Source organism: Gluconobacter sphaericus NBRC 12467 (assembly GCF_006539125.1).
GTDB lineage: Bacteria > Pseudomonadota > Alphaproteobacteria > Acetobacterales > Acetobacteraceae > Gluconobacter > Gluconobacter sphaericus.
Genome location: NZ_BJMK01000005.1, coordinates 137,272 through 163,988, shown reverse-complemented (window position 1 = coordinate 163,988; position 26,717 = coordinate 137,272). Strand labels below are relative to the sequence as shown.

Sequence of the window (26,717 nt, the reverse complement as noted above, 5' to 3'; positions counted from 1 at the left end):
ACACCCGTTGAGAATGACCGGACCAGGAAGAGCCCCAAGGGGTTGTCTGACCGTATGAATGCCATTGTCGTTACCGCGCTGAAGCGGCCTTATACTTTCGTGGTTCTGTCGATCATGATCCTGATCTTCGGGATACGGGCCATTGTTGCGACGCCTACGGACGTGTTTCCATCGATCAAGATTCCGATCGTGGCTATCGTCTGGTCCTATACGGGTTTAATGCCCGAAGACATGTCGGGGCGTATTGTCTACTATTACGAGCGTTCCCTGACAGCAACGGTCAGCAATATCGAGCATATCGAAAGCTCGTCCTATTATGGCCGTGGTATTGTGAAGGTGTTCTTTCAGCCTGGAACCAATACGGCGGTTGCGCAGACGCAGATCACGTCAGTGTCCCAGACTGTTATCAAGCAGTTGCCGACCGGCTCGACGCCACCCTTAATTCTGGCAATGGATGCGTCGTCGGTTCCGGTTCTGACGTTGCAGGTGAACAACCCGACTATGTCCGGGTCGGAAATCTACAACATGGCGTCCAACCTGATCCGGCCGGAACTGATTTCTGTGCCTGGGGCGGCGATCCCCAATCCCTATGGTGGTCTGGCTCCGGACATCATGGTGGATATTGATCCGATCAAGTTGCTGGCTCACAGACTCTCTCCAGAAGATGTGGCGACAGCGCTGAACCTGCAAAATATTGTTCTTCCGGCAGGTGATCAGCGCATCGGGCAGCTGGACTGGATGGTGAAGACGAACTCAGCACCTCTTGATCTGGCGAATTTCAATAAAATGCCGATCAAACAGGTTGGTAATTCCGTGATTTATCTGCGCGACGTCGCATGGGTGCACCGTGGAGGCCCTCCGCAGATTAATGCAGTCCTTGTGAAGGGGCAGCAGGCGGTCCTGATCGTTGTTCTCAAGAGCGGTGACGCCTCCACGCTTTCCGTTGTGAGTGGCATCAAGAAACTCCTGCCACAGATCGAGGCGACGCTGCCGGCCGGAACGACGGTGAATGTCCTGACCGATGCGTCGAGCTTCGTGAAGGAATCAGTCGTGGATGTGGTGCGTGAGATGATCACCGCCGCGATCCTGACCAGTCTGACGGTCATGTTGTTCCTGGGTTCGTGGCGCTCGACCGTGATCGTAGCGACCTCCATTCCGTTGGCGATGCTGTGCTCGATCATCGGGCTGAGTATTGCCGGACAGTCCATTAATGTGATGACGCTGGGCGGTCTGGCGCTGGCGGTCGGTATTCTCGTGGATGACGCGACCGTCATGATCGAGAATATCGATGCTCATCTCGAGACCGGCAAGGACCTCGAGGATGCTATTATCGATGCGGCGAACCAGATCGTCATTCCGACCTTCGTATCCACAACCTGTATCTGCATCGTGTGGCTGCCGCTGTTCGAGTTGACGGGTATTTCTGGCTGGCTGTTCATGCCGATGGCCGAAGCCATCATTTTCGCGATGATCGCGTCTTTTATTCTGTCGCGAACACTGGTTCCAACCATGGCGAACTGGATGCTGGCAGCGCAGGTCCGGATGCATCGCGACCCGGAATGGCATAACCGCAAGCTAAGCATTTTTGGCCGTTTCCAGAGGGGTTTCGAGGCGCGGTTCACCAGCTTCCGCGAGCACTACAAAGTGATTCTCGAGACCCTGATCTCGATCCGTGGCCGTTTCGTGACACTGTTCCTGCTTGCGGCGGTTTCGTCCATGGCGCTGCTGCTGTTCATCGGGCAGGACTTCTTCCCGGAAATCAAATCCGGTACGCTGCAGATGCATATGCGTGCCCCGATCGGTACCCGGCTTGAAGAAAGCGGCAAGATCGCCGGACTGGTCGAGCGCCGGATACGCAGCCTGTTGCCTGGTCAGGTAGTCAATGTGGTGAACAACTGTGGTTTGCCGTTCAGTCAGTTGAACCAGGCCATGATCCCATCTCCGACCGTGGGGGCACAGGACTGCGACATCACGCTTCAGCTTCGCAATTCCGAAAGTCCGATCGCCGAATATCGCAGGACTCTCCGCAAGGGGCTGACCAATGATTTCCCGGGAACCATCTTCACGTTCCAGCCGGGTGATCTCACGGCCAAGATCCTGAATTTCGGTCTGCCGTCACCGATTGACGTGCAGGTGGTGGGGCGTAATCTGAATGATAACTTCCGCTTTGCCAGACAGCTCGCCAAGAAACTGCGCCGTATTCCGGGTATTACGGATGTCTCCATCCAGGAGCCGATGACGCAGCCGACCATCATGGTGAATAACCGCCGAAGCTTTGCGCTGGGAACTGGAATCACCGAGCGGGACGTAGCGCTGAATGCGCTGGTTACGCTGTCCGGTAGTGGCCAGGTCGGCCAGACTTATTACCTGAATGCGCAGGGTACGTCGCAGCTGATCGACGTTCAGACGCCTGCGAACTATCTGCAGACCATGAACGATCTGGAGATCCTCCCGATCGATAAGGGGGACGGAAACCCGACCAACCAAGCTCCGCAGCTCCTGGGTGGTCTGAGTGAACTCGTGCAGACCGGGACGCCGGCGGAAGTCGCGCATTATAACATCATGCCGGTCTTTGATATCTATGCAGCGCCTGAAGACATAGATCTGGGAACTCTCTCGAGGGCGGTGAACCGGATCGTGAACAATGAGCGCAAGCTGCTACCGCATGGATCGAGCATGGTGGTCCGAGGTCAGGCCGTGACGATGAATGACGCCTATGTCCAGCTGATTGGTGGCCTCGCGCTCTCAATCATTCTGGTCTATCTGATCATCGTCGTGAACTTTCAGTCCTGGCTTGATCCTTTCGTCATCATTACCGCTCTGCCGGGTGCCTTGGGGGGTATCTCCTGGAGCCTGTTCCTGACCCATACCTCTATGTCGGTCCCGGCTTTGACGGGTGCGATCATGTGTATGGGTACGGCTACGGCTAATGCTATCCTCGTGGTGTCGTTTGCCCGTGAACGGATGGATCATCATGGTGATGCTATCACGGCAGCGCTGGAAGCGGGTTATGAACGTATCCGTCCGGTTCTGATGACAGCGCTGGCGATGATGATCGGCATGATCCCGATGTCCATCAGCAATTCCGACAATGCGCCGCTGGGCAAGGCGGTGATCGGCGGGCTTCTTGTGGCAACCGTTGCCACCCTGCTTTTTGTTCCCTGCGTTTTTGCCCTTATTCATTACAAGCGGCCTGCTGGGCCTGAAGGAGACCGCGCGTGAGCCATTCTACGGATCAGGGGCAGGTGCCTCCGACAAACCATCCGGCACGCACGGGGTCTGGAACACGCGGCAAGCTTGTCCTGCTGGTAGTGATCCTGCTGGCGATCGCCCTGGCAGCCTGGGGGATTGTGCAGCGGGGAGCGCATTATCATTCCCTGGCTGGCGCGACAGATGAAGCGGCCATTCCGCCTGTCACTCTGATTGCACCGCAGCCAGGTCCGAAGACGCGTCAGGTCGATCTGCCTGCCAATCTAGCAGCCTGGTATGAAGCGCCGATCTACGCGCAGGTCTCGGGCTATGTGAAAATGTGGTACAAGGACTATGGCGCGCATGTGAAGCGCGGTGATGTTCTGGCGGAAATCAGTACCCCCAGCATCGACGCCCAGTACGAGGCGGCCAAGGCGCATTACAACGTCATTCTGGCGCGGTACAATCTGGCTCTGATCACGACCAAGCGTTGGACGGCCCTGAAGGGAACGCAGGCTGTGTCGCGTCAGGAAGTGGACGTGCAGGCCGCCAATGCCGCCGCCCAGAAAGCCGAGCTCGAAGCTGCGCTCCATGACGTGGACCGTTTTCAGGCCCTGGAGGACTTCAAGAGGATCGTTGCGCCGTTCGACGGGATCGTGACGTCGCGTCTGGTGAACGTGGGTGACTATGTGAACGCGGGTGGAGGCAATCTTAATTCACGGGGTGCGGCGTCCGAACTGTTCTCGGTCGCTGATGTGCACCGCATGCGCGTGTTTGTGTCGGTTCCGCAGGATTTCGCCAGCGTCATTTCTCCGAAAATTGAAGCTGAGCTGACGGTGCCGCAGTATCCGGGGAGCCGTTTTCGCGCGACGTTCCTTGCAACAGCTAACGCCTTTAATGCCGCGACCCGTACGGTCACGACTGAGCTGACACTGGATAACAGCGATAATCTGCTGTGGCCGAACTCCTATGCGACGGCGCATATTTCGGCTCCTGGAAATCCGAATATCCTGATCCTGCCGGTAGGCGCGATCATCTTTCGGGCCGAAGGGACGCAGGTGGCCAAGGTTATTAATAACCACGCCCATCTGGTGAATGTGAAAGTCGGCATCAACTTTGGCACGACGGTCCAGATTCTCAGCGGCCTTACACAAGACGACCGTGTGGTTGCCAACCCTACTGCTGATCTGCTGGAAGGGGACGAAGTCAAGATCGTCCCGACTACACCGGGATACAACACGCCGAGCAAAGTGCAGCAGGATTCGGATCAGAAACCTGTCCGTCAGCATGATGCAAACCCTGAAGAGGCCGGATCTCGCTGATGAAACCGGAATGTTCTCAGTCATCCCCGCTCCCGTCATCTCCGTCCGTAACGGTTCCTTCCAGACGTAACCGTTCCAGGTGGCGGATCACGACGGCTCTGGCTGGTGTGCTCTCGATCGGGCTGGCGTCATGTGATCTGTCGCCTGAATATCACCCCCAGAAGTTCCTCTATCCGAAAGGGTGGGAAGGACAGGGGATGATGGGCAATGCGCAGCCTGCGGATGGCGTTGTCCGCAGTGACTGGTGGACCATGTTCAACGATCCCATTCTCGATGGGCTCGAAAAGCGTATGTTGGCCGTCAATCCCGATCTGCAGGCCGAGGCGGAAGCCTTCACGCAGGCCCGTGATGTGGCCCGCGAGACGGAAAGCCGTCTGTACCCGCAGGTGACTGGCGGGGCTCATATGAGCGACAATAAGGGCTCCATCGGCCGGCTCTATAACAACCCGGCCAGGAGCACCAGTCTCGTTTATGAGTCTAATCAGGCCTATAGTGGTGCTGCGACCTGGGAGCCGGATTTCTGGAACTCGATCCGTAACACTACGCGGATGCAGAAAAACCTGGCGCAGGCTTCGGCAGGTCAGTACGCACTCGCCAGGCTGAGTCTGGAAGCGGAACTGGCGTCCGACTATATTGCCTTGCGTGGGCTTGATGCTCAGAACGCAGTTTATGATGATTCCATCCGCTACTTCCGGGCTGCTGTTGAGATCACGGAACTGCGTCAGGCGGGTTCGATCGGTGCTGGTTTGGATGTCTCGCGCGCCGAGACACAGCTCTATTCTGCGCAGGCGAGCAAGAGCAATCTGATCGCCAGTCGCAACGTCATGGAGCATGCGATTGCGGTCCTGCTCAATACGGCCCCCGCAGGTTTTCATATTGCGCCCGTCAAGGACGTGAAAATGCATTTCGGGGTCTTGAAGATCAATGCGGGATTGCCTGCATCGCTTCTGGAGCGCCGTCCGGATATCGCCATTGCCGAGCGGCAGATGGCTGCTTCGGCCCGGGCCATCGGTGTGTCACGCGCCGCCTTCTACCCGCATATCACTTTCAGTGCCGACGGTGGTTTCGAGGATGGTGGCTTCGATCTCGCCAGCATCTCCCGGGCATTCTGGAAAATTGCGGTTCAGGCGGTCGAGCCGGCCTTTACCGGTGGTCTGCGGCGTGCAGCGCTGCAGCGCTCCTGGTCGCAATACCGGGGTATGGTGGACAACTATCGCTCTGTTGTCCTGTCCGCGTTCCAGGATGTCGAAGATGGGCTGACGCAGACACGTCAGTTTAAAGTCGCGCAGGATCAGCAGCAGAAGGCCGTGGATGCGGCGCTGCGCACGCAGAGCATGACTATGGCGCTCTATACGGGTGGCCTGTCGAACTATCTTGATGCTCTTGTGGCCCAGCAGGATGCCCTGCAGGCGCGTCTGGCAGAGGTCGAGGTGCAGACGGCACAGGTCCAGTCCTCCGTGCGTCTGGTGCGTGCTCTGGGCGGCGGCTGGAATGCCAGTGATTTGCCAGGCATCAAGCAGATCGATCCGTTTGGCCCGCTTCAGTATGGGGATCTGCGAACGCCGAAGGCCGTGAACGGTATCGACAATCATGCGTCCCCGCTGGACAATGATCTTCGTGGCGATCACGTGTCGGATAATGTCTCGCAAGGCTTGACGGGGCGCCCCTGACTGGTCTAGGGGTCCGCCTCACTTCGGACGCGGGAGGGGGAGGCTTAGCCGACTCCGTAGAACCGCGGTTCGGGAACTACAAACAGGGGAGTCCCGGATATGGCCAAAAAAGTTGTTGGCTACATCAAGCTTCAGATTCCGGCTGGTAAAGCCAATCCTTCTCCGCCGGTTGGTCCGGCTCTGGGTCAGCGCGGCCTGAACATCATGCAGTTCTGCAAGGAGTTCAACGCCAAGACGCAGCAGCTCGAGCCCGGTATGCCGATCCCGGTGGTCATCACCGCCTATGCGGATCGCACGTTCTCCTTCATCACGAAGACGCCGCCGAACACGTACTTCCTCCTGAAGGCCGCCAAGATTTCCAAGGGTAGCCAGACGGTTGGTAAGTCTGCTGCGGTTGGTTCTGTGACGACGGCTCAGCTTCGCGAAATCGCTGAGACGAAGTTCAAGGACATGAACGCCAACGACATTGATGGCGCCGTGCGCATGCTCGCCGGTTCTGCCAAGTCGATGGGCCTGAACGTGGTGGAGGGCTGATCCCATGGCTAAGAACAAGCGTCTGAACGCCGCACAGGCAACTGTCGAGCGTAACAAGCCCTATGGTCTGACCGAGGCTGTGGCACTCGTGAAGAGCAACGCCAAGGCAAAGTTCGACGAGACGATCGAAATCTCGCTGAACCTCGGCATCGACCCGCGTCACGCTGACCAGATGGTCCGTGGTCTGATCTCCCTGCCGAACGGCACAGGCAAGACTCTGCGTGTCGGCGTGTTCGCCCGTGGTCCGAAGGCTGAAGAGGCCCTGGCTGCTGGTGCGGAAGTCGTCGGTGCGGAAGATCTGGCTGAAAAGATCCAGGCTGGCGAAATCAACTTCGACCGTTGCATCGCGACGCCGGACATGATGGCTCTCGTGGGCCGCCTGGGTAAGATCCTCGGCCCGCGCGGTCTGATGCCGAACCCGCGTCTCGGGACGGTGACCATGGATGTCAAGGGTGCCATCACGGCAGCCAAGTCCGGTCAGGTTGAATACCGCGCTGAGAAGGCTGGTATCATCCATGCAGGTGTTGGTAAGGCTTCTTTCGATGAAGCCAAGCTGGTCGAGAACATCAATGCTCTGGTCGATGCTGTGCAGAAGGCTCGTCCGACGGGTGCCAAGGGTACGTATCTGAAGAAGGCGGCTTTGTCTTCCACGATGGGGCCGGGCGTTCGCGTTGATGTTTCGAGCTTCGAAGCCTGATTGACAGGCGGTCTTCCTTCTGGGAAAGACCGCCACGAAATGACGTCACGCCTTCGGGGGTGATGGCTGAGGGGTGGCCTGCTTGCAGGTCGCTTCCAAACCTGTCCAAGACCGCACGTGGGCCTTTGGGTCTTTAAGGATCCTTCGGGATCGCGGGCGTCAGACGGGGCGGCGGTATTAAGTGGCTCTGCTGCGATGTACTGGGTTCGCTCACTTCTGTGGACAGGCGAGCGGAGTTATTTCGAAAGAAGTGGCTCCATGGGTAACCTGGTCCGGTGAGAGCCGGGCTGACGAGGAGACAGGTTTTGGACCGTACGGAAAAACGGGCCTTTGTTGAGTTCCTCGCCGATGTGTTTGGCAGCACGTCCATGGTTGTCGTCACCCAGAACAAGGGTCTGACGGTTGCTGATGTGACGGAACTGCGTCGACGCATTCGTGCGGCAGGAGCGACATACAAGGTTGCGAAGAACCGGCTGGCCAGCCGCGCTCTGGATGGGACCCAATTCGACGGCATCGCGCCGCTGCTCAAGGGGCCGACCGCGCTTGCGTGGTCCGAGGACCCGGCATCGGTGGCAAAGGTGATCGTCGAGTTCGCCAAGACGAACGACAAACTGGTGGTGCTTGGTGGCGCCCTCGGTTCCCAGACGCTTGGCGTCGACGGAATCAAGGCCCTTGCCGAGCTGCCGTCGCTGGACGAGCTGCGCGCAAAGCTGGTGGGTATGATCAATACCCCGGCCACGCGTATCGCAGGTGTTGTCCAGGCGCCGGCTGGCCAGCTTGCTCGCGTCTTGGGTGCCTATGCCAAGGCCGGCGAAGCAGAAGCTGCCTGAGAATGAGGGTCCGCGCTGCGGCGTAGGCCTTGAATCTGATCAACAGTACATCAATTTAGGATAAAACCATGGCCGATCTGGCAAAGATTGTTGAAGAGCTGTCCGCTCTGACCGTTCTGGAAGCTGCAGAACTCTCCAAGATGCTCGAAGAGAAGTGGGGCGTTTCTGCTGCTGCTCCGGTTGCGGTTGCTGCTGCTGCCGGTGGCGCTGCTGCTGCACCTGCTGAAGAGCAGACCGAATTCACGGTTGTCCTGGCTGACGCTGGCGACAAGAAGATCAACGTGATTAAGGAAGTCCGTGGCATCACGGGCCTGGGTCTGAAGGAAGCCAAGGACCTGGTCGAAGGTGCGCCGAAGACTGTCAAGGAAGGCGTGTCTAAGGACGAAGCCGCCAAGATCAAGAAGGCTCTTGAAGACGCCGGCGCCAAGGTCGAAGTCAAGTAATTTACTGACTTCAGGCTGCTTCGCTCGCGAAGTGGCTTCTGCCTGGCAGACAGATGGGGCGGGGATCGCATGCGGTTCCCGCCCGATTTGCCGTTGGAGCAAAACGGGCGTATAGTGCGCGGCTCGCCACGTACTGAAAATTTCATAATGGCCGGTCGTTCCGGTCGTCCGCAATGCTGGGGTTAGTTTCCCAGTGCCGTTTACGGGCGACTCGAAGGTCTGGTGCAGAGGGCAGAAGAGATGAACGCGATCACCAAATCGTTCACGGGACGCAAAAGGATCCGCAAAAGTTTCGGGCGTATTCCCGAAATTGCGCCGATGCCCAATTTGATCGACGTGCAGCGCGCCTCCTATGAGGCATTCCTGCAGATGAACGTGAGCCCTGACAGTCGGCAGGATGCCGGGTTGCAGGAAGTCTTCCGTTCGGTTTTTCCGATCAACGATTTTGCGGGTCGCGGTCGTCTGGACTTCATGTCCTACGAATTCGAAGATCCGAAATATGATGTCGAAGAGTGCATCCAGCGCGGTCTGACCTATGCAGCGCCGCTGAAGGTCATTCTTCGTCTGACGACGTGGGATATTGACGAGGATACAGGCTCGCGCTCGATTCACGACATGAAGGAGCAGCCGGTTTACATGGGCGACATGCCGCTCATGACTGATAACGGCACCTTCATCATTAATGGTACCGAGCGTGTCATTGTCTCGCAGATGCATCGTAGCCCGGGCGTGTTCTTCGATCACGATAAGGGCAAGACGCATTCTTCGGGTAAATATCTCTTTGCTGCCCGTGTTATTCCGTATCGTGGTTCCTGGCTCGATTTCGAATTCGATGCCAAGGACTTGATCTATGTCCGTATTGACCGCAAGCGCAAGCTGCCCGTTACGACGCTTCTGTATGCGTTGGAAGGGGCTAATTATCTGGCTCAGCGTGCCCAGAAAATTGCAGAAGGCGGCGACGTCGACAGTCTTGATGTTCGTGGTATGGATCAGGATGAAATCCTGTCCTACTTCTATCAGACGGTTCCGTTCACTCGCCTGGGTGGCGAATGGGCCCGTCCGTTCGACCCCGATGCGTTCCGTGGTTTGAAGCTGCTCAGCCCGCTGGTTGATGCCGATACGGGTGAGGTGGTTGCCGAAGCCGATGCGAAGCTGACTGCGCGCATGGTTCGCAAGATCGCTGAGAAGACCCGTGTCGTGCAGGTTGGTCGTCTCGATATCCTCGGTCGTTTCCTGGCCTATGATCTCGTCAACGAGAACACGGGTGAGATTTATGGCGAAGCGGGTGAGGAGCTGACGGAAGATCGTCTCGCTGCGCTTGAGGAAATGGGTATCACAGAGCTTCCGCTGTTGTCTGTGGATGGCTCACATGGCCCTTGGATCCGTAATACGCTGGCTGCCGACAAGAACAGCTGCCGTGATGAAGCCCTGATCGATATTTATCGCATCATGCGTCCGGGTGAGCCGCCGACCAAGGAAACGGCGGAAGCCATGTTCCATGGTCTCTTCTTCGACCAGGGTCGTTACGATCTATCTGCGGTCGGCCGTGTGAAGATGAATATGCGTCTTGATGTCGATGCGCCGGATACCCTGCGTGTCCTGCGTAAGGAAGATATCCTGCGCACGATCAAGATTATGTGCGAACTCAAGGACGGTCGCGGCCAGATCGACGATATCGACAACCTTGGTAACCGTCGTGTCCGCTCTGTCGGCGAACTGATGGAGAATCAGTATCGCGTCGGCCTGCTCCGCATGGAGCGTGCCATCCGTGAGCGTATGGGTTCCGTCGACATCGACACAGTCATGCCGCATGATCTGATTAACGCGAAGCCGGCTGCTGCTGCTGTGCGTGAGTTCTTCGGATCTTCGCAGCTCAGCCAGTTCATGGACCAGACCAACCCGCTCTCCGAAGTGACGCACAAGCGTCGTCTTTCGGCGCTTGGCCCGGGTGGTTTGACGCGCGAACGTGCAGGCTTTGAAGTCCGTGACGTTCATCCGACGCATTACGGCCGTATCTGCCCGATCGAGACGCCGGAAGGTCCGAACATTGGTCTGATCAACTCGCTGTCGACCTATGCCAAGGTGAATAAGTATGGCTTCATCGAGACGCCGTATCGTCTGGTAGAAGAGGGCGTTCTTCAAGATGGCTGGAAATATCTTTCTGCCATGGAAGAAGAGAAGCTTGTCGTTGCCCAGGCTGATGCCAAGCAGGATGATCAGGGCCGCCTGACGGATGAACTTGTTTCCGTCCGTCGTTCCGGTGACTTCCGTGTTGTTCCGCCGGAACAGGTCACGGCCTGTGACGTTTCGCCGAAGCAGCTCGTGTCTGTCGCTGCCGCGCTCATTCCGTTCCTTGAGAACGATGACGCCAACCGCGCCCTGATGGGGGCGAACATGCAGCGTCAGGCTGTGCCACTGGTGAAGGCTGATGCCCCGCTGGTTGGTACCGGCATGGAAGCCGCTGTTGCGCATGATTCCGGTGCGACTATCGTTGCCAAACGCAGTGGTGTCATCGACCAGATCGATGGTGCCCGTATCGTGGTTCGTGCGACGGACGAGGCCGGTGCCACGCAGGGCGTGGATATCTATCGTCTGCGCAAGTATATGCGCTCCAACCAGTCCACCTGCATCAACCAGCGTCCGCTAGTGAAGGTCGGTGACACGGTTCATGCCGGTGACATCATCGCCGACGGTCCGTCCACCGAGCTGGGTGAACTGGCTCTGGGTCGTAACGTGCTCGTCGCGTTCATGCCCTGGAACGGTTACAACTTTGAAGATTCCATTTTGATCTCCGAGCGTATTGCCCGTGATGACGTGTTCACTTCGATCCATATCGAAGAGTTCGAAGTCATGGCCCGTGATACGAAGCTGGGTCAGGAAGAAATCACGCGCGACATTCCGAATGTCGGTGAGGAAGCCCTGCGTAACCTCGACGAAGCCGGTATCGTCTATGTCGGTGCCGAGGTGAATCCGGGGGATATTCTCGTTGGCAAGGTGACGCCGAAGGGTGAAAGCCCGATGACGCCAGAAGAGAAGCTTCTGCGCGCCATCTTCGGTGAAAAGGCATCCGATGTCCGTGACACGTCCCTGAAGCTGCCGCCCGGTACAACGGGTACGATCGTCGACGTTCGCGTTTTCTCCCGCCGCGGCGTGGACAAGGACGAGCGTGCCATGGCCATCGAGCGCGCCGAAATCGAGCGTCTCACCAAGGACCGTGACGACGAGCGTGGCATCCAGGAGCGCAGCTTCTACAACCGCCTTCGTGAGCGTCTGGTTGGCCAGACGGCCGGTGCCGGCTTCAAGGGCATCCGCTCCGGCACGCCGATCACGGAAGAGGTTCTGGACGAGCATCATCGCGCAACCTGGGCAAGCATCACGGTCACGTCCGACGAAGTCATGGCGGAGCTTGAAAAGCTGCGCGGTGAGTTCAAGGAAGCGACCCGCCGGATCGATGCGCGTTTCGACAGCAAGGTCGAGAAGCTGCAGCGCGGTGATGAACTGCCGCCTGGCGTGATGAAAATGGTCAAGGTCTTCGTTGCCGTGAAGCGTAAGCTTCAGCCGGGTGACAAGATGGCTGGTCGTCACGGTAACAAGGGTGTGGTTTCCCGCGTCGTTCCTGTCGAGGACATGCCGTTCCTTGAAAATGGTCAGGCTGTCGACATCGTGTTGAATCCGCTGGGTGTGCCGTCGCGCATGAACATCGGTCAGATTCTTGAGACTCATCTGGGCTGGGCCTGTGCCAATATCGGCGCAAGCATCGGCGATATGGTGGACGAGTATCAGCGGACCGGTGAGCGCAAGCAGGAATTGCTGGATCGCCTTCATGAAGTCTATGGCGATGTTGTCTTCAACGAAGATGTGGCGACCCTGCCGAACGAACAACTGATCGAGCTTGCGAACAACCTTCGCAAGGGATTGCCGATCGCAACGCCGGTGTTCGACGGTGCCTCCATCCCGGATATCGAAGAGATGCTCGAGAAGGCTGGCGTCAACAAGTCGGGCCAGTCGCAGCTGATCGACGGTCGTACAGGTGAGGTGTTCGAGCGCCAGACGACGGTTGGCTACATCTACATGCTGAAGCTGCATCACCTTGTCGACGACAAGATTCATGCTCGTTCGATTGGTCCTTACTCGCTAGTCACGCAGCAGCCGCTGGGTGGTAAGGCGCAGTTCGGTGGTCAGCGCTTTGGTGAAATGGAAGTGTGGGCGCTTGAGGCATACGGTGCAGCCTATACGCTGCAGGAAATGCTGACGGTAAAGTCGGATGACGTGTCCGGCCGTACCAAGGTCTACGAGGCAATCGTTCGCGAGCAGGATGATTTCGAAGCCGGCATTCCGGAGAGCTTCAATGTTCTGATCAAGGAACTGAAGTCGCTCGGCCTGAACGTCGAACTCGAGCAGAGCGGGCTTTAATTGCCTGCTCCCTCCTTATTCGTCACGGTTCATTTTTAAGGTGTCCGCGGTACGCCGCGGTACACATTGGGGTTTCGGCGCATGAACGAACTCATGAAGATCCTGGGTCAGACCGGCCAGTCGGTGACCTTCGACCAGATCAAGATCCAGCTTGCCTCCAGCGAGCAGGTGCGGTCATGGTCTTACGGCGAAATCAAGAAGCCGGAGACCATCAACTACCGGACGTTCAAACCTGAGCGTGACGGTCTGTTCTGTGCTCGTATCTTTGGTCCGATCAAGGATTACGAGTGCCTTTGCGGCAAGTACAAGCGGATGAAGTTCCGTGGTATTGTTTGCGAAAAATGCGGTGTGGAAGTCACGCTGGCGAAGGTGCGCCGTGAGCGCATGGGCCATATCGAACTGGCTTCCCCTGTTGCACATATCTGGTTCCTGAAGTCCCTGCCGAGCCGCATCGCCACGATGCTGGATTTGCCGCTCAAGGACGTAGAGCCGGTTCTATATTTCGAGAAGTTCCTGGTGCTCGACAAGGGTGTCTGTGAATCCGATCAGATCGACTCGTACAAGAACGGCAAGAAGCGCGATCAGTACCTGCTGGATGAAATCCGCTGCGAAGACTTGCTTGATGAATATCCCGACGCGGGTATCGATGTTGGAATCGGTGCGGAAGCCATCAAGCGTGCTCTGTCCAGCTATGACTGGGGTATTCCGAACGACCAGGAACGCGACCTGAGCCTCGCAGCAAAGGAAAAGGGCCTGCCGGATCCGTTCGACTATGATGCTGACGTCATGGAGGGCGATTCCGAAAAGACCATGATGCGCAAGAAGCTGCGCAAAGCCACTTCGGAAGCTGCGCGCAAGAAGCTCGTCAAGCGTCTGAAGTTGGTTGAAGCCTTCGTGGAAAGCGGTTCGCGTCCGGACTGGATGATCATGGACATCGTTCCGGTCATCCCGCCGGAGCTGCGTCCGCTGGTGCCACTGGATGGCGGTCGTTTCGCGACGTCCGATCTGAACGACCTGTATCGTCGTGTCATCAACCGTAACAACCGTCTCAAGCGGCTGATCGAGTTGCGTGCGCCGGACATCATTGTTCGCAATGAAAAGCGCATGCTGCAGGAAGCTGTTGACGCCCTGTTCGATAACGGCCGTCGTGGCCGCGCCATCACGGGTGCCAACAAGCGTCCGTTGAAGTCGCTGTCCGACATGCTGAAGGGCAAGCAGGGACGTTTCCGTCAGAACCTGCTCGGAAAGCGCGTCGACTATTCTGGCCGTTCGGTGATCGTGGTCGGTCCGGAACTGAAGCTGCATCAGTGTGGTCTTCCGAAGAAGATGGCGCTGGAGCTGTTCAAGCCGTTCATCTATTCGAAGCTCGAAAAGTATGGTCACGCCACCACCATTAAGGCTGCAAAGCGCATGGTGGAGAAAGAGCGTCCGGAAGTCTGGGATATCCTCGAAGAGGTGATCCGCGAGCATCCGGTCATGCTGAACCGTGCGCCGACGCTCCACCGTCTCGGTATTCAGGCGTTTGAGCCGACGCTGATCGAAGGCAAGGCCATCCAGCTTCATCCGCTGGTCTGCACCGCGTTTAACGCCGACTTCGATGGTGACCAGATGGCCGTTCACGTGCCGCTGTCGCTTGAAGCTCAGCTTGAAGCCCGCGTGTTGATGATGTCCACGAACAACATCCTCAGCCCGGCGAACGGTAAGCCGATCATCGTGCCGTCTCAGGATATTGTTCTGGGTCTGTATTACCTAAGCCTCGAAGTGCCGGAATATCGCGAGGCACCTGACGAAGCTGTCATCAAGGATGGTAAGATCGTCACGGCAGCTCCGCCGGCTTACTCGGATGTTGCTGAAATCGAGAGCGCTATGCTTTCGGATTCGTTGAAGCTGCATGACAAGATCCGTCTGCGTCTGCAGACGATCGATGCAGACGGCAAGTCGGTCCGTCAGACGATCGTGACGACGCCGGGTCGCGCGTTGATTGCGCAGATTTTGCCGAAACACCAGGCCATTCCTTTCAGCCTGATCAACAAGCAGTTGACGAAGAAGAACGTGTCCGACGTGATTGACACGGTCTATCGTCACTGTGGTCAGAAGGAAGCCGTGATTTTCTGTGACCGCCTGATGGGGCTTGGTTTCCGTCACGCGGCTCGCGCCGGCATTTCCTTTGGCAAGGATGACATGATCATTCCTGAAGCTAAGGCAACTCTGGTTGGCAAGACTTCGGAGGAGGTCAAGGAGTTCGAGCAGCAGTATCAGGATGGTCTGATCACGGCTGGTGAGCGCTACAACAAGGTGGTTGATGCCTGGTCACGCTGCACGGACGAAGTTCAGGCTGCGATGCTCAAGGAGATCTCCAAGCAGGTTATCGGTAAGCCGACGAACTCGGTCTGGATGATGAGCCACTCCGGTGCTCGTGGGTCGCCGGCCCAGATGAAGCAGCTCGCCGGTATGCGCGGTCTGATGGTGAAGCCTTCGGGCGAGATCATCGAGCAGCCGATTATCGCGAACTTCAAGGAAGGTCTGTCGGTTCTTGATTACTTTACGTCCAGCCATGGTGCCCGTAAGGGCCTCGCCGATACGGCGCTGAAGACCGCGAATTCGGGTTATCTGACGCGTCGTCTCGTCGATGTGGCTCAGGACTGCATCATTGTGGAGCCGGATTGCGGTACGGAACGTGGTCTGACAGTCCGTGCAGTTATGGATAGCGGCGAAGTCGTTGCTTCTCTGTCCGAGCGTATTCTGGGTCGTACCTTGTCCAAGGATGTGGTCCATCCGGTGACGCAGGATGTCATCCTGCCGCGTAATACGCTGATCGAGGAAGCCGAGGCCGAGCTCATCGAAAAGGCTGGTGTGGAAAGTGTCGATATCCGCTCTGTCCTGACTTGTGATAGTCGTGTCGGCATCTGCGGTCACTGCTATGGGCGTGATCTGGCCCGAGGTACTCCGGTTAACATCGGTGAGGCTGTCGGCGTTATCGCTGCCCAGTCCATCGGTGAGCCGGGTACCCAGCTGACAATGCGTACCTTCCATATTGGTGGTGCGGCAACGCGTGGTGCCGAGCAGTCTATGGTCGAAGCGTCACGCGATGGCATCGTGACGATCAAGAACCGCAACGTCGTTGAGAACTCGCAGAAGGTTCTGGTCGTGATGTCGCGTAACTGCGAGATCCTGCTGACCGACGAAAACGGTGTGGAACGTGCCCGCTACCGTGTGCCTTACGGTGCGCGTCTGATGGTCTCGGAAGGCGAAGCGGTGACGCGGGCACAAAAGATGGCCGAGTGGGACCCGTACACCCTGCCGATCATCACTGAGCAGGCTGGTACCGTCGAGTATCTCGACCTGATCGATAGCATCACGCTCGTGGAGCGCATGGATGAAGTCACGGGCTTGAGCTCGAAGGTCGTTGTTGACTACAAGCAGGCTGCAAAGGGTGTAGATCTGCGTCCGCGCCTGCAGCTCAAGGATGCTTCCGGCAACGTGGTCAAGCTGGCCAATGGCAATGACGCCCGTTACTTCCTCTCTCCGGACAGTATTCTGTCGGTGGAGAACGGAGCGGAGGTCAACGCCGGTGACGTTCTGGCTCGTATTCCTCGTGAAGGCTCCAAGACGCGTGATATTACAGGTGGTCTGCCGCGCGTGGCAGAACTGTTTGAAGCACGTCGTCCGAAGGATCATGCGATCATCGCCGAAGGCGAAGGCCGTATCGAATTCGGGAAGGATTACAAGTCCAAGCGCTGCGTCATCGTCAAGAACGACGAGACGGGTGAAGAGACCCAGTATCTCATTCCGAAGGGCAAGCACGTTTCTGTTCAGGAAGGCGACTTTGTCCAGAAGGGCGATCCGCTGGTCGATGGTCCGCGCGTGCCGCATGACATTCTCAAGGTCATGGGCGTCGAGGCGCTGTCCGACTATCTCGTCAACGAGATCCAGGATGTCTATCGACTGCAGGGCGTGAAAATTAATGACAAGCACATCGAAGTCATTGTTCGCCAGATGCTGCAGAAGGTGGAAATCCTTGAGCCGGGTGACTCAACCTACCTGATCGGTGAGACGGTGGACCGTATCGAGTACGAGGGTGAAAACCAGCGTCTCATGGAGAACGGGGATACGCCGGCAAAGGCTATGCCGGTTCTGCAAGGTATCACCAAGGCGTCCCTGCAGACGCAGTCCTTCATCTCGGCGGCCTCCTTCCAGGAGACAACGCGTGTCCTTACGGATGCGGCAACGTCAGGTAAGGTGGATACGCTCAATGGTCTTAAGGAGAACGTGATTGTCGGACGTTTGATCCCGGCAGGAACCGGCAGTGTGATGAACCGTCTCCGGAGCATTGCTGCCAGTCAGGACCGTCAGCGTGTTGGTGGAGCGTCTCCGAAGGCCGTCGAAGACGCAGCGGAATGAGAAAGGAATCCCCGCTTTTGAATGAAGCGGGGATTCGAGCCGCCCGATTCCGGAAACTTTCTTTGCAGAATCGGGTCATTTCGGCTGAACCACTTGACTTAGCGTCGAACCCTTCGTAGGTTCCGCGCCCTCGGCTCCTGCCTTCTTGGAAGGCTGAAAAAGCCGTCGAAGTTTAAAGAATCGCATGCGGTGCCGCTATCCTCTTTAGGAGGAAATGCCAAGGCCGCACGCTAAAGAGAGAAGGGAGCAGTTTACGCTGTTTCTTTTTCACGATGTGGAAATGGCAGGCGGTCCTACCGCATGTCGGTTGGAACAAATGTCACGACAGAAACAGTAATGTTGCTGTCTGAAATAGGACAAGGATTGGGAAGGGCGCATGCCGACCATCAACCAGTTGATCGCGAACGGCCGTGAGCCGGCCGCAAAGCGGAACAAGGTCCCCGCACTGCAGGGCTGCCCGCAGAAGCGCGGCGTTTGCACGCGTGTGTATACCGTAACGCCGAAGAAGCCGAACTCCGCTCTGCGTAAGGTCGCCAAGGTGCGTCTGACCAACGGGTATGAGGTCGTGAGCTACATTCCGGGTGAAGGCCACAACCTTCAGGAGCACAGTGTTGTTCTGATCCGTGGTGGCCGCGTGAAGGATCTTCCTGGTGTCCGTTATCACATCCTACGTGGTGTGCTTGATACACAGGGTCTCGCCAAGCGTCGTCAGCGCCGTTCGCTGTATGGCGCGAAGCGTCCGAAGTAAGAGGTATTTGGAATGAGTCGCCGTCACCGCGCTGTAAAGCGCGAGATCCTTCCCGATCCGAAGTTCGGAGACGTCGTTATTACGCGCTTCATGAATGCGCTGATGTACGATGGTAAAAAATCCACTGCCGAGGGCATCGTTTACGGTGCTCTCGAAGTCATGCGCCGTCGCGGTGGCACGACTGCAGATCCGGTGGCCATGTTCCACTCGGCTCTGGACAACGTGAAGCCTGCGGTTGAAGTCCGCTCGCGTCGCGTCGGTGGTGCAACCTATCAGGTTCCGGTTGAGGTCCGCGCCGAGCGCCGTCAGGCTCTTGCGATCCGCTGGCTGATCGATGCCTCCCGCAAGCGTGGCGAGAACACGATGCAGGAGCGTCTGTCTAACGAACTGATGGATGCGGTCAACAACCGTGGCTCCGCTGTCAAGAAGCGCGAAGACACGCATCGCATGGCTGAAGCCAACAAGGCATTCAGCCACTATCGCTGGTAATCAGAACCGGTTAAAGGGCTTCCGGCGGTGTGTCGATCTCAGGATCGTGCACTGACTGGTTTGAACTTTCAGTCTTACTCCCGTTCCAGGTGGGGCGGGGTTTTGGAGAAAGACGATGGCAAAGGCTAAATTCGAGCGGACGAAGCCGCACTGCAACATCGGCACCATCGGTCACGTCGATCACGGCAAGACCTCGCTGACTGCTGCAATCACCAAGGTGCTGGCAAAGTCCGGTGGCGCAACGTTCAGCGCCTACGATCAGATCGACAAGGCTCCTGAAGAGCGTGCTCGTGGCATTACCATTTCTACGGCTCACGTTGAGTATGAGACGGCCAACCGTCACTATGCTCACGTCGACTGCCCGGGTCATGCTGACTACGTGAAGAACATGATCACGGGTGCAGCACAGATGGACGGCGCGATTCTCGTCGTTTCCGCTGCTGATGGCCCGATGCCGCAGACGCGTGAGCATATCCTGCTTGCTCGTCAGGTCGGCGTTCCGGCTCTGGTTGTGTTCCTGAACAAGGTTGACCAGGTTGATGATCCGGAGCTGCTTGAGCTCGTGGAGATGGAAGTTCGTGAGCTCCTGTCTTCCTATCAGTTCCCGGGTGACGATATCCCCATCGTCAAGGGTTCCGCCCTTGTTACGCTGGAAGATGGCGACGCAGCAATTGGTGAAGATCGCGTTCTCGAGCTGATGACGCAGGTCGACGCTTACATCCCGCAGCCGGAGCGTCCGGTTGATCGTCCGTTCCTGATGCCGATCGAAGACGTGTTCTCGATCTCGGGTCGTGGTACGGTGGTCACGGGGCGTGTTGAGCGCGGCGTGATCAACGTCGGTGACGAAGTTGAGATTGTTGGTCTTAAGGACACCATTAAGACGACCTGCACGGGCGTTGAGATGTTCCGTAAGCTTCTTGATCGCGGTGAGGCTGGCGACAACATTGGTGCGCTGATCCGTGGTACGAAGCGTGAAGAAGTCGAGCGTGGTCAGGTTCTGGCAAAGCCCGGCTCCATTACGCCGCACAAAAACTTCAAGGCTGAGGCTTATATCCTCACGAAGGAAGAGGGCGGTCGTCACACGCCGTTCTTCACGAACTATCGCCCTCAGTTCTATTTCCGTACGACAGACGTCACGGGTGTTGTCACCCTGCCGGAAGGTACGGAAATGGTCATGCCGGGTGATAACATCGCTATGGACGTCGAGCTGATTGCTCCGATCGCCATGGACGAAGGCCTGCGCTTCGCTATTCGCGAAGGTGGCCGTACCGTGGGTGCAGGTGTGGTTTCCGCCATCACCGCCTAAGTCCTGCGTTTAGCCGTTGGCTTTGACAGCCCCGGTCAGATTTTATCTGGCCGGGGTTCCCTTTCAGGGGCAATGGTAGTAGGACGACACCCGAATTTTTGAGTTGGACGATTAAGAACATGGACAACCAGAACATCCGCATTCGCCTTAAGGCGTACGATCATCGCGTGCTCGACAACAGCACGAAGGAAATCGTAAACACGGCGAAGCGTACGGGTGCGCGGGTTCGGGGTCCGATCCCGCTGCCGACGCATATCGAACGGTTCACGGTGAACCGCTCGCCACACGTGGATAAGAAAAGCCGCGAACAGTTCGAAATTCGGACTCACCGCCGGCTGCTCGACATCGTCGAGCCGACCCCGCAGACCGTGGACGCCCTCATGAAGCTCGACCTCGCCGCTGGCGTGGACGTCGAGATCAAACTCTAAGGTCCAGACGATGCGAACCGGATTGATTGCAAAGAAGCTGGGAATGACCCGGCTGTTTAAGGAAGATGGCACGCATGTGCCTGTGACGGTCCTTCACCTTGACAATGTCGAGGTTGTGGATGCCCGCACGAACGAGCGTGATGGCTATACCGCCATTCAGCTCGGACTTGGTAATGCCAAGGTGAAGAATGTCACCAAGGCGAACCGTGGCCATTTCGCCCGGACCAAGGTCGAGCCAAAGAAGCATCTGGCAGAGTTCCGCGTCTCTGAAGACGCCCTGCTGGAAGCTGGAACCAAGCTGTCCGCTGCTCACTTCGTTGTGGGGCAGAAAGTTGACGTCACGGGCCAGAGCAAGGGCAAGGGTTTTGCGGGTGTTATGAAGCGTCATAACTTCGCAGGTCTTGAAGCGTCCCACGGCGTCTCCATCAGCCACCGTTCCCATGGTTCTACGGGCCAGCGCCAGGATCCTGGCAAGGTCTTCAAGGGAAAGAAGATGGCAGGTCACATGGGTGACGAGCGTGTTACCACGCTGAACCTTGAGATCGCTGCCGTGGATGAAGAGCGCAACCTGATCATGGTCAGGGGTGCAATTCCTGGTGCGAAGAACGGCCTTGTGCTGATTCGCGATGCAATCAAGAAGGCTCGCCATGCTGATGCGCCGTACCCGGCAGCAACAGTGGCGGCCGCCGGTTGAGGACGAGGGGCATGGAATACGATATCAAGACCCTCGATAACGGTAGCGCAGGCTCTGTCGCGCTTCCGGAAGAGATTTTCGCGGTCACTCCGCGCTCTGACATCATGGCACGTGTTGTGCACTGGCAGCTCGCAAAGCGCCGCGCCGGTACGCACCGTACGAAGGGCATGGGTGAGATTTCTGGCACGACCAAGAAGCCTTATCGCCAGAAGGGCACGGGTTCTGCCCGTCAGGGCTCCCTGCGTGCGCCGCAGTTCCGTACGGGCGGTGTTGTCCATGGCCCGGTCGTTCGCGACCACGGCTATGATCTTCCCAAGAAGGTCCGTCGTCTTGGCCTGATCTGTGCCCTGTCGCAGAAGGCAGCCGAGGGCAAGCTGATCGTTCTCGATGCAGCCAACGGTGTCACCAAGACCCGTGAAGCCGCAGCGAAGATCAAGGCCCTGGGTTGGACGTCCGCGCTGATCGTTGATGGCGCTGTTGATGAGCAGTTCGCTCGCGCAATCGCTAATCTGCCTAAGATCGACGTTCTGCCGACCATTGGTGCAAACGTCTATGACATCCTCAACCACGACGTGCTGGTCATCACCCGCGCAGGTCTTGAGGGTCTTAAGGAGCGTCTGGCATGACCACCAATACCGTCATGAACGCACACAAGACGGCACAGAACATGTCGCAGGAAGCCCTGTACGACGTGGTCCGTGCACCGCTGATCACCGAAAAGGCGACGCTTCTTTCCGAGCGTAACCAGGTGGTGTTCAAGGTCGCTCTCGGTGCGACGAAGCCTCAGATCAAGGCTGCGGTTGAAAAGCTCTTCAATGTAAAGGTTGCCGGCGTGAACACGCTGGTCCAGAAGGGTAAGGTCAAGCGCGTCAAGGGTCGTCCCGGCCGTCGCTCGGACATCAAGAAGGCGTATGTACAGCTTGCTGAAGGTCAATCCATTGACCTTACAGCCAAGCTGGGCTGACGCGGGGTAGGATACCATGGCACTCAAGCACTTTAATCCCACGACGCCAAGCACACGCGGCACCGTGCTGATTGATCGCAGCGAACTCTTCAAGGGCAAGCCGGTCAAGCAGCTTACGGAAGGCAAGAATAAGTCTGGCGGCCGTAACAATCATGGTCGTACCACGGTTCGTTTCCGTGGCGGCGGGCACAAGCAGTCCTATCGTTATGTTGACTTCAAGCGTCGCAAGTTCGATGTGGCCGCAACGGTCGAGCGTCTCGAATACGACCCGAACCGCACGGCGTTTATCGCGCTGATCAAGTATGAAGATGGCGAACTCGCCTACATTCTTGCTCCGCAGCGCGTGAAGGTTGGCGATCGCGTCATCTCCGGCGCTCACACCGACGTCAAGCCCGGCAACGCCATGCCGCTGGGTGCAATGCCGGTCGGAACGATCGTGCATAACATCGAGCTGAAGCAGGGCGCTGGTGGCAAGCTGGCACGCTCCGCGGGCACCTATGCCCAGCTGGTTGGCAAAGACGCCGGTTACGCTCAGATCAAGCTGCAGTCTGGTGAGCTGCGTCTTGTTCGCGGTGAATGTATGGCAACTGTTGGTGCGGTGTCCAACCCGGACAACATGAACCAGCACATGGGCAAGGCCGGTCGTTCCCGCTGGCTTGGGCGTCGTCCGCACAACCGTGGCGTTGTCATGAACCCGGTCGACCATCCGCATGGTGGTGGTGAAGGTCGTACCTCTGGTGGCCGCCATCCGGTTACCCCGTGGGGTGTTCCGACCAAGGGTTACAAGACGCGTGTTAACAAAAAGACGGATAGTTTGATCATCCGTCGCCGTAAGTCCGGCAAGTAAGAGGGGGCAAACAGAGATGGCACGTTCCGTCTGGAAGGGCCCGTTCGTTGACGGGTATCTGTTCGGTAAGGCTGAAGCGTCCCGCGCTTCTGGTCGTAATGAAGTGATCAAAATCTGGTCGCGTCGTTCGACGATCCTTCCGCAGTTCGTTGGACTTACGTTCGGCGTCTATAATGGTCACAAGTTCCTGCCAGTGCAGGTCACGGAGAACATGGTCGGTCACAAGTTTGGTGAGTTTTCACCTACGCGGACCTACACCGGTCATGGCTCTGACAAGAAGTCGAAGCGGGGCTGAAAATGAGCAAGCCGAAGCACATCCGCACGCTCGCTGATACGGAAGCGCAGGCAGTTGCCCGCAATATCCGCGTCAGCCCGCGTAAGCTGAACCTGGTCGCCGCAATGATCCGCAACCAGCCGGCTGACAAGGCTATCGCCGCTCTGACCTTCTCGCGTCGTCGTATCGCGCAGCAGGTCAAGAAGACTCTTGAGAGCGCTGTGGCCAACGCTGAGAATAACCACCAGCTCGATGTCGATCAGCTGGTGGTCAAGACGGCAGAAGTGGGCAAGTCCATCGTCATGAAGCGTTTCCACGCCCGTGGCCGTGGCCGTTCCGCTCGCGTCGAGAAGTTCTTCAGCCACCTGAAGATTGTTGTTGCCGAGCGTGCAGAAGCACCGGAAGAGACGAAGCCGTCTCGCGGAACCAACAAAGAGCAGAAGGCAGCCTGATCCATGGGACACAAGGTCAATCCGATCGGGCTTCGGCTCGGCGTCAACCGTACCTGGGACAGCCGCTGGTACGCCGGTCAAGATTACGCACGTCTGCTGCATGAAGACCTGAAGCTTCGTGCATTCCTGCGTCGCAAGCTCTCCGGCGCAGGCGTGTCCCGCGTTGTTATCGAGCGTCCGGCCAAGAAGCCCCGCGTGACCATCTACGCCGCCCGTCCGGGCGTCGTGATCGGCAAGAAGGGTCAAGACATCGACGCGCTCCGCAAGGAACTGAGCCGTATGGCGAAGACCGATGTGGCGCTGAACATCGTCGAGATCCGCAAGCCCGAAATCGATGCGACTCTCGTTGCCGAGAACATCGCTCAGCAGCTGGAACGTCGTGTTGCTTTCCGTCGTGCCATGAAGCGCGCAATTCAGTCGGCAATGCGTCTTGGTGCCCAGGGCATTCGGATCACCTGTGGTGGTCGTCTGGGTGGTGCTGAAATTGCTCGTGCCGAAAAGTATCGTGAGGGACGCGTTCCCCTGCATACGCTTCGCGCCGACATCGATTACGGTACGGCAACTGCCAAGACAACGTATGGTACCTGCGGTGTGAAGGTATGGATCTTCAAGGGTGAGATCCTGGCTCATGACCCGCTGGCACAGGATCGTCGTGCTGCGGAGCAGGCTCCCCAGCGCTAAGAGACTGTGAGCGAAAGCTCACAGTTTCATTGCTGGTGCTGATTTGAGGATTTAACAACATGCTTTCCCCGAAGCGGACAAAGTTTCGTAAGGCCCACAAGGGCCGCATTCACGGTCTGGCGAAAAGCGGAACCCAGCTCAACTTCGGTGCCTTCGGCCTGAAGGCGCTGGAGCCGGAGCGGATCACCGCTCGCCAGATCGAAGCCTCCCGTCGTGCGATCACGCGTGCCATGAAGCGTGCTGGTCGTGTGTGGATTCGTATTTTTCCGGATACTCCGGTCTCGACAAAGCCTGCAGAAGTGCGTATGGGCTCCGGTAAGGGTAACCCCGAGTACTGGGCCGCACGTGTCAAGCCGGGTCGTATCCTGTTCGAGATCGAAGGCGTTCCGCCTGAGGTCGCTAAGTTGGCCCTGAGCCTGGGTGCTGCAAAGCTTCCGATCAAGACCAAGTTCGTTCAGCGTATCGGAGACGCGTAATGGCCGACACGTACAAGCCTGCCGATCTGCGCGCGAAGAGCGAGGACGAGCTGAACGCTCTTCTGCTCGATCTCAAGCGCGAACAGATCAACTATCGTTTTTCAGCTGCCACCGGGCAGTCGGAGAACACAAGCCGCGTCAAGGTCGTGCGTCGTGCAGTTGCACGTATCAAGACACTGGCTCACACATCGAAGAACCGTGCGGGCGCCAAAACGTCCGCCGCTAAGTCCTGAGAGGAGACGGACGATGCCAAGGCGCGTCCTGACGGGTCGGGTCACGAGCGACAAGATGGACAAGACGGTTACCGTTCTTGTTGATCGTCGCATCATGCACCCGCTCTACAAAAAGTTTATTCGCCGCTCCAAGAAGTACGCGGCTCATGACGAAGAAAACGTCTGCCAGACGGGTGATCTGGTTCGCATCGAAGAATGCGCACCGATCTCTAAGCGCAAGACGTGGTCTGTCGTGTCGCGCAACGGTGAGGAGCTGGCTTCAGCATCCTCTTCCGTTAGCGCATAAGGGGGTAGGCACATGATTCATCCCGAGACCAACCTGGACGTCGCCGATAATTCGGGGGCACGTCGGGTGCAGTGCATCAAGGTGCTGGGCGGCTCCAAGCGGAAGACTGCCTCGGTCGGCGACGTCATTGTCGTGTCCGTCAAGGAAGCAATTCCCCGCGGCAAGGTGAAGAAGGGTGACGTCCATCAGGCCGTTATCGTCCGCACCTCTTACCCGGTTCGTCGCGCAGATGGCTCCGCCATTCGTTTCGACAAGAATGCCGCTGTTCTTCTGAACAAGCAGCAGGAGCCGATTGGTACGCGTATCTTTGGCCCGGTGGTTCGTGAGCTGCGTGCGCGCAAGTTCATGAAGATCATCTCGCTGGCTCCGGAGGTGCTGTAATGGCTGCTCGTATCAAGAAGGGTGACCAGGTTCTGGTCCTCTCCGGCAAGTCCCGTGGTGTTCGTGGTGAAGTTCTCGCTGTTATGCCGAAGGCCGAGAAGGCTGTTGTGCGCGGCGTAGCTATTGCAAAGCGTCACACGAAGCCCAACCGTGCTGGCGGAGAAGGTGGAATCGTCGAGCGTGAAATGCCGATTCATCTTTCGAACCTGAAGCTGGTTGATCCGAAGAGCGGCAAGCCGACGCGTGTTGGCTTCCGTATTCTGGAAGACGGTCGCAAGGTTCGTGTTGCCAAGGCAACCGGCGAAGTGATCGAAGGCTGAGGAACGCAACAATGAGCGAACAGAAGAACGCCTTGCCGCGTCTGCACCAGCGCTACGAAGAAGTGCTGAAGAAGCAGCTTCGTGAGCAGTTTGGCTATGCCAATGAACTCCAGGTTCCTAAGCTCGAGAAGATCGTGCTGAACATGGGTGTTGGTGAAGCCGCTGGTGACCAGAAGAAGCTTGATGCTGCTTTTGCGGAAATGACCGTGATTTCGGGTCAGAAGCCTGTCAAGACCCTTGCTCGCAAGGCTATTGCCGGCTTCAAGATCCGTGAAGGTCTCCCCATTGGCTGCAAGGTCACGCTTCGTCGTGCCCGCATGTACGAGTTTCTTGACCGTCTGGTGACGATCGCTATGCCGCGTATCCGCGATTTCCGCGGCCTGCCGGCAAACAAGGGCTTTGATGGGCATGGCAATTTTGCCATGGGCATCAAGGAACAGATCGTGTTTCCTGAGATCGAGTATGACAAGATCGATGCCGTTCGCGGTATGGACATCATTTTCGTGACCAGCGCCAAGTCTGATGCTGAAGCAAAGGCCCTGCTGAAGGCCTTTGATCTGCCGTTCAACGGCTGATCCATAATTTTTCAGACCGATCACGGTTAAAATCAGGATTCGGCCTTCCATTGGAAGGCCGCTT

26 protein-coding genes are annotated in these 26,717 nt (G+C 57.6%); all 26 read left to right on the top strand.

The features are described from left to right. Nucleotides 1-54 precede the first annotated feature (54 nt). The 26 genes from GSP01_RS05720 to rplE all read left to right on the top strand — a co-directional run bounded on the left by GSP01_RS05720 (nucleotide 55) and on the right by rplE (nucleotide 26,653). Entirely contained in the window at nucleotides 55-3,222 is a 3,168-nt protein-coding gene (locus GSP01_RS05720) for an efflux RND transporter permease subunit (protein ID WP_141351667.1), read from the top strand. Beyond that, complete coding sequence (locus tag GSP01_RS05715; protein WP_174787551.1) at nucleotides 3,219-4,511, top strand: efflux RND transporter periplasmic adaptor subunit; 1,293 nt, start codon at nucleotides 3,219-3,221, stop codon at nucleotides 4,509-4,511. Before GSP01_RS05720 ends, GSP01_RS05715 begins: the two co-directional genes overlap by 4 nt. Continuing rightward, nucleotides 4,511-6,181 (top strand): efflux transporter outer membrane subunit, encoded by a 1,671-nt coding sequence (locus GSP01_RS05710; protein WP_228123826.1) that lies wholly within the window; start codon nucleotides 4,511-4,513, stop codon nucleotides 6,179-6,181. The genes GSP01_RS05715 and GSP01_RS05710 overlap by 1 nt, the downstream gene beginning before the upstream one ends. A gap of 99 nt (nucleotides 6,182-6,280) precedes the next feature. After that, the gene (gene rplK, locus GSP01_RS05705) at nucleotides 6,281-6,715 is read left to right on the top strand and encodes a 50S ribosomal protein L11 (RefSeq protein WP_008852418.1); all 435 of its coding nucleotides are present in this window, start codon (nucleotides 6,281-6,283) and stop codon (nucleotides 6,713-6,715) included. A gap of 4 nt (nucleotides 6,716-6,719) precedes the next feature. Continuing rightward, nucleotides 6,720-7,412 (top strand): 50S ribosomal protein L1, encoded by a 693-nt coding sequence (gene rplA / locus GSP01_RS05700; RefSeq protein WP_062110027.1) that lies wholly within the window; start codon nucleotides 6,720-6,722, stop codon nucleotides 7,410-7,412. 305 nt (nucleotides 7,413-7,717) lie between these two features. Beyond that, nucleotides 7,718-8,242 carry a 50S ribosomal protein L10 gene (rplJ, locus tag GSP01_RS05695; protein WP_141351592.1) on the top strand — a complete coding sequence of 175 codons (525 nt, stop codon included), beginning with the start codon at nucleotides 7,718-7,720 and terminating at the stop codon, nucleotides 8,240-8,242. 68 nt (nucleotides 8,243-8,310) lie between these two features. Continuing rightward, complete coding sequence (rplL, locus tag GSP01_RS05690) at nucleotides 8,311-8,685, top strand: 50S ribosomal protein L7/L12 (protein ID WP_141351590.1); 375 nt, start codon at nucleotides 8,311-8,313, stop codon at nucleotides 8,683-8,685. A gap of 240 nt (nucleotides 8,686-8,925) precedes the next feature. Beyond that, nucleotides 8,926-13,098 carry a DNA-directed RNA polymerase subunit beta gene (gene rpoB / locus GSP01_RS05685; protein ID WP_141351588.1) on the top strand — a complete coding sequence of 1,391 codons (4,173 nt, stop codon included), beginning with the start codon at nucleotides 8,926-8,928 and terminating at the stop codon, nucleotides 13,096-13,098. 81 nt (nucleotides 13,099-13,179) lie between these two features. Beyond that, the gene (gene rpoC, locus GSP01_RS05680; protein ID WP_141351586.1) at nucleotides 13,180-17,499 is read left to right on the top strand and encodes a DNA-directed RNA polymerase subunit beta'; all 4,320 of its coding nucleotides are present in this window, start codon (nucleotides 13,180-13,182) and stop codon (nucleotides 17,497-17,499) included. Nucleotides 17,500-17,875: 376 nt separating this feature from the next. Beyond that, nucleotides 17,876-18,247, top strand: coding sequence for a 30S ribosomal protein S12 (gene rpsL, locus GSP01_RS05675; RefSeq protein WP_011251969.1), 372 nt, complete (start codon nucleotides 17,876-17,878; stop codon nucleotides 18,245-18,247). 12 nt (nucleotides 18,248-18,259) lie between these two features. Then, nucleotides 18,260-18,736, top strand: coding sequence for a 30S ribosomal protein S7 (gene rpsG, locus GSP01_RS05670; RefSeq protein WP_011251968.1), 477 nt, complete (start codon nucleotides 18,260-18,262; stop codon nucleotides 18,734-18,736). Nucleotides 18,737-18,851: 115 nt separating this feature from the next. Then, complete coding sequence (tuf, locus tag GSP01_RS05665) at nucleotides 18,852-20,042, top strand: elongation factor Tu (protein ID WP_141351583.1); 1,191 nt, start codon at nucleotides 18,852-18,854, stop codon at nucleotides 20,040-20,042. 119 nt (nucleotides 20,043-20,161) lie between these two features. Continuing rightward, a complete protein-coding gene (gene rpsJ, locus GSP01_RS05660) occupies nucleotides 20,162-20,470 on the top strand; it encodes a 30S ribosomal protein S10 (RefSeq protein ID WP_007282720.1) in 309 nt (102 codons plus the stop codon). A 10-nt stretch (nucleotides 20,471-20,480) separates the two neighbouring features. Next, nucleotides 20,481-21,164, top strand: a complete 684-nt coding sequence (gene rplC / locus GSP01_RS05655; protein WP_041110841.1) for a 50S ribosomal protein L3 — start codon at nucleotides 20,481-20,483, stop codon at nucleotides 21,162-21,164. Between the two features lie 11 nt (nucleotides 21,165-21,175). Beyond that, nucleotides 21,176-21,790 carry a 50S ribosomal protein L4 gene (gene rplD, locus GSP01_RS05650; RefSeq protein WP_011251965.1) on the top strand — a complete coding sequence of 205 codons (615 nt, stop codon included), beginning with the start codon at nucleotides 21,176-21,178 and terminating at the stop codon, nucleotides 21,788-21,790. A 41-nt stretch (nucleotides 21,791-21,831) separates the two neighbouring features. Continuing rightward, nucleotides 21,832-22,128: a 50S ribosomal protein L23 gene (locus GSP01_RS05645; RefSeq protein ID WP_174787554.1), complete on the top strand. Its 297-nt coding sequence runs from the start codon at nucleotides 21,832-21,834 to the stop codon at nucleotides 22,126-22,128. A 16-nt stretch (nucleotides 22,129-22,144) separates the two neighbouring features. Next, a complete protein-coding gene (rplB, locus tag GSP01_RS05640) occupies nucleotides 22,145-22,975 on the top strand; it encodes a 50S ribosomal protein L2 (RefSeq protein WP_141351579.1) in 831 nt (276 codons plus the stop codon). Between the two features lie 16 nt (nucleotides 22,976-22,991). Beyond that, nucleotides 22,992-23,270 carry a 30S ribosomal protein S19 gene (gene rpsS / locus GSP01_RS05635; protein ID WP_011251962.1) on the top strand — a complete coding sequence of 93 codons (279 nt, stop codon included), beginning with the start codon at nucleotides 22,992-22,994 and terminating at the stop codon, nucleotides 23,268-23,270. A gap of 2 nt (nucleotides 23,271-23,272) precedes the next feature. Next, nucleotides 23,273-23,701 carry a 50S ribosomal protein L22 gene (rplV, locus tag GSP01_RS05630; protein ID WP_011251961.1) on the top strand — a complete coding sequence of 143 codons (429 nt, stop codon included), beginning with the start codon at nucleotides 23,273-23,275 and terminating at the stop codon, nucleotides 23,699-23,701. Between the two features lie 3 nt (nucleotides 23,702-23,704). Further along, nucleotides 23,705-24,382, top strand: coding sequence for a 30S ribosomal protein S3 (rpsC, locus tag GSP01_RS05625; protein ID WP_011251960.1), 678 nt, complete (start codon nucleotides 23,705-23,707; stop codon nucleotides 24,380-24,382). A gap of 59 nt (nucleotides 24,383-24,441) precedes the next feature. Beyond that, nucleotides 24,442-24,858 carry a 50S ribosomal protein L16 gene (rplP, locus tag GSP01_RS05620; protein ID WP_011251959.1) on the top strand — a complete coding sequence of 139 codons (417 nt, stop codon included), beginning with the start codon at nucleotides 24,442-24,444 and terminating at the stop codon, nucleotides 24,856-24,858. Continuing rightward, nucleotides 24,858-25,091: a 50S ribosomal protein L29 gene (gene rpmC, locus GSP01_RS05615; RefSeq protein ID WP_141351577.1), complete on the top strand. Its 234-nt coding sequence runs from the start codon at nucleotides 24,858-24,860 to the stop codon at nucleotides 25,089-25,091. The genes rplP and rpmC overlap by 1 nt, the downstream gene beginning before the upstream one ends. A gap of 13 nt (nucleotides 25,092-25,104) precedes the next feature. Beyond that, nucleotides 25,105-25,377: a 30S ribosomal protein S17 gene (gene rpsQ / locus GSP01_RS05610; RefSeq protein ID WP_062029305.1), complete on the top strand. Its 273-nt coding sequence runs from the start codon at nucleotides 25,105-25,107 to the stop codon at nucleotides 25,375-25,377. Nucleotides 25,378-25,389: 12 nt separating this feature from the next. Beyond that, a complete protein-coding gene (rplN, locus tag GSP01_RS05605) occupies nucleotides 25,390-25,758 on the top strand; it encodes a 50S ribosomal protein L14 (protein WP_011251956.1) in 369 nt (122 codons plus the stop codon). Next, entirely contained in the window at nucleotides 25,758-26,078 is a 321-nt protein-coding gene (rplX, locus tag GSP01_RS05600) for a 50S ribosomal protein L24 (protein WP_141351575.1), read from the top strand. The genes rplN and rplX overlap by 1 nt, the downstream gene beginning before the upstream one ends. Nucleotides 26,079-26,089: 11 nt before the next feature. Further along, nucleotides 26,090-26,653 (top strand): 50S ribosomal protein L5, encoded by a 564-nt coding sequence (rplE, locus tag GSP01_RS05595; RefSeq protein WP_062029307.1) that lies wholly within the window; start codon nucleotides 26,090-26,092, stop codon nucleotides 26,651-26,653. Nucleotides 26,654-26,717: the final 64 nt, after the last annotated feature.

Bases quoted from the DNA above. Each gene is read 5' to 3' on its own strand.
- GSP01_RS05720 (WP_141351667.1), top strand. From the start codon at position 55: ATGAATGCCATTGTCGTTACCGCGCTGAAGCGGCCTTATACTTTCGTG.
- GSP01_RS05710 (WP_228123826.1), top strand. From the start codon at position 4,511: ATGAAACCGGAATGTTCTCAGTCATCCCCGCTCCCGTCATCTCCGTCC.
- rplK (WP_008852418.1), top strand. From the start codon at position 6,281: ATGGCCAAAAAAGTTGTTGGCTACATCAAGCTTCAGATTCCGGCTGGT.
- rplA (WP_062110027.1), top strand. From the start codon at position 6,720: ATGGCTAAGAACAAGCGTCTGAACGCCGCACAGGCAACTGTCGAGCGT.
- rplL (WP_141351590.1), top strand. From the start codon at position 8,311: ATGGCCGATCTGGCAAAGATTGTTGAAGAGCTGTCCGCTCTGACCGTT.
- rpoB (WP_141351588.1), top strand. From the start codon at position 8,926: ATGAACGCGATCACCAAATCGTTCACGGGACGCAAAAGGATCCGCAAA.
- rpoC (WP_141351586.1), top strand. From the start codon at position 13,180: ATGAACGAACTCATGAAGATCCTGGGTCAGACCGGCCAGTCGGTGACC.
- rpsL (WP_011251969.1), top strand. From the start codon at position 17,876: ATGCCGACCATCAACCAGTTGATCGCGAACGGCCGTGAGCCGGCCGCA.
- rpsG (WP_011251968.1), top strand. From the start codon at position 18,260: ATGAGTCGCCGTCACCGCGCTGTAAAGCGCGAGATCCTTCCCGATCCG.
- tuf (WP_141351583.1), top strand. From the start codon at position 18,852: ATGGCAAAGGCTAAATTCGAGCGGACGAAGCCGCACTGCAACATCGGC.
- rpsJ (WP_007282720.1), top strand. From the start codon at position 20,162: ATGGACAACCAGAACATCCGCATTCGCCTTAAGGCGTACGATCATCGC.
- rplC (WP_041110841.1), top strand. From the start codon at position 20,481: ATGCGAACCGGATTGATTGCAAAGAAGCTGGGAATGACCCGGCTGTTT.
- rplD (WP_011251965.1), top strand. From the start codon at position 21,176: ATGGAATACGATATCAAGACCCTCGATAACGGTAGCGCAGGCTCTGTC.
- GSP01_RS05645 (WP_174787554.1), top strand. From the start codon at position 21,832: ATGTCGCAGGAAGCCCTGTACGACGTGGTCCGTGCACCGCTGATCACC.
- rplB (WP_141351579.1), top strand. From the start codon at position 22,145: ATGGCACTCAAGCACTTTAATCCCACGACGCCAAGCACACGCGGCACC.
- rpsS (WP_011251962.1), top strand. From the start codon at position 22,992: ATGGCACGTTCCGTCTGGAAGGGCCCGTTCGTTGACGGGTATCTGTTC.
- rplV (WP_011251961.1), top strand. From the start codon at position 23,273: ATGAGCAAGCCGAAGCACATCCGCACGCTCGCTGATACGGAAGCGCAG.
- rpsC (WP_011251960.1), top strand. From the start codon at position 23,705: ATGGGACACAAGGTCAATCCGATCGGGCTTCGGCTCGGCGTCAACCGT.
- rplP (WP_011251959.1), top strand. From the start codon at position 24,442: ATGCTTTCCCCGAAGCGGACAAAGTTTCGTAAGGCCCACAAGGGCCGC.
- rpmC (WP_141351577.1), top strand. From the start codon at position 24,858: ATGGCCGACACGTACAAGCCTGCCGATCTGCGCGCGAAGAGCGAGGAC.
- rpsQ (WP_062029305.1), top strand. From the start codon at position 25,105: ATGCCAAGGCGCGTCCTGACGGGTCGGGTCACGAGCGACAAGATGGAC.
- rplN (WP_011251956.1), top strand. From the start codon at position 25,390: ATGATTCATCCCGAGACCAACCTGGACGTCGCCGATAATTCGGGGGCA.
- rplX (WP_141351575.1), top strand. From the start codon at position 25,758: ATGGCTGCTCGTATCAAGAAGGGTGACCAGGTTCTGGTCCTCTCCGGC.
- rplE (WP_062029307.1), top strand. From the start codon at position 26,090: ATGAGCGAACAGAAGAACGCCTTGCCGCGTCTGCACCAGCGCTACGAA.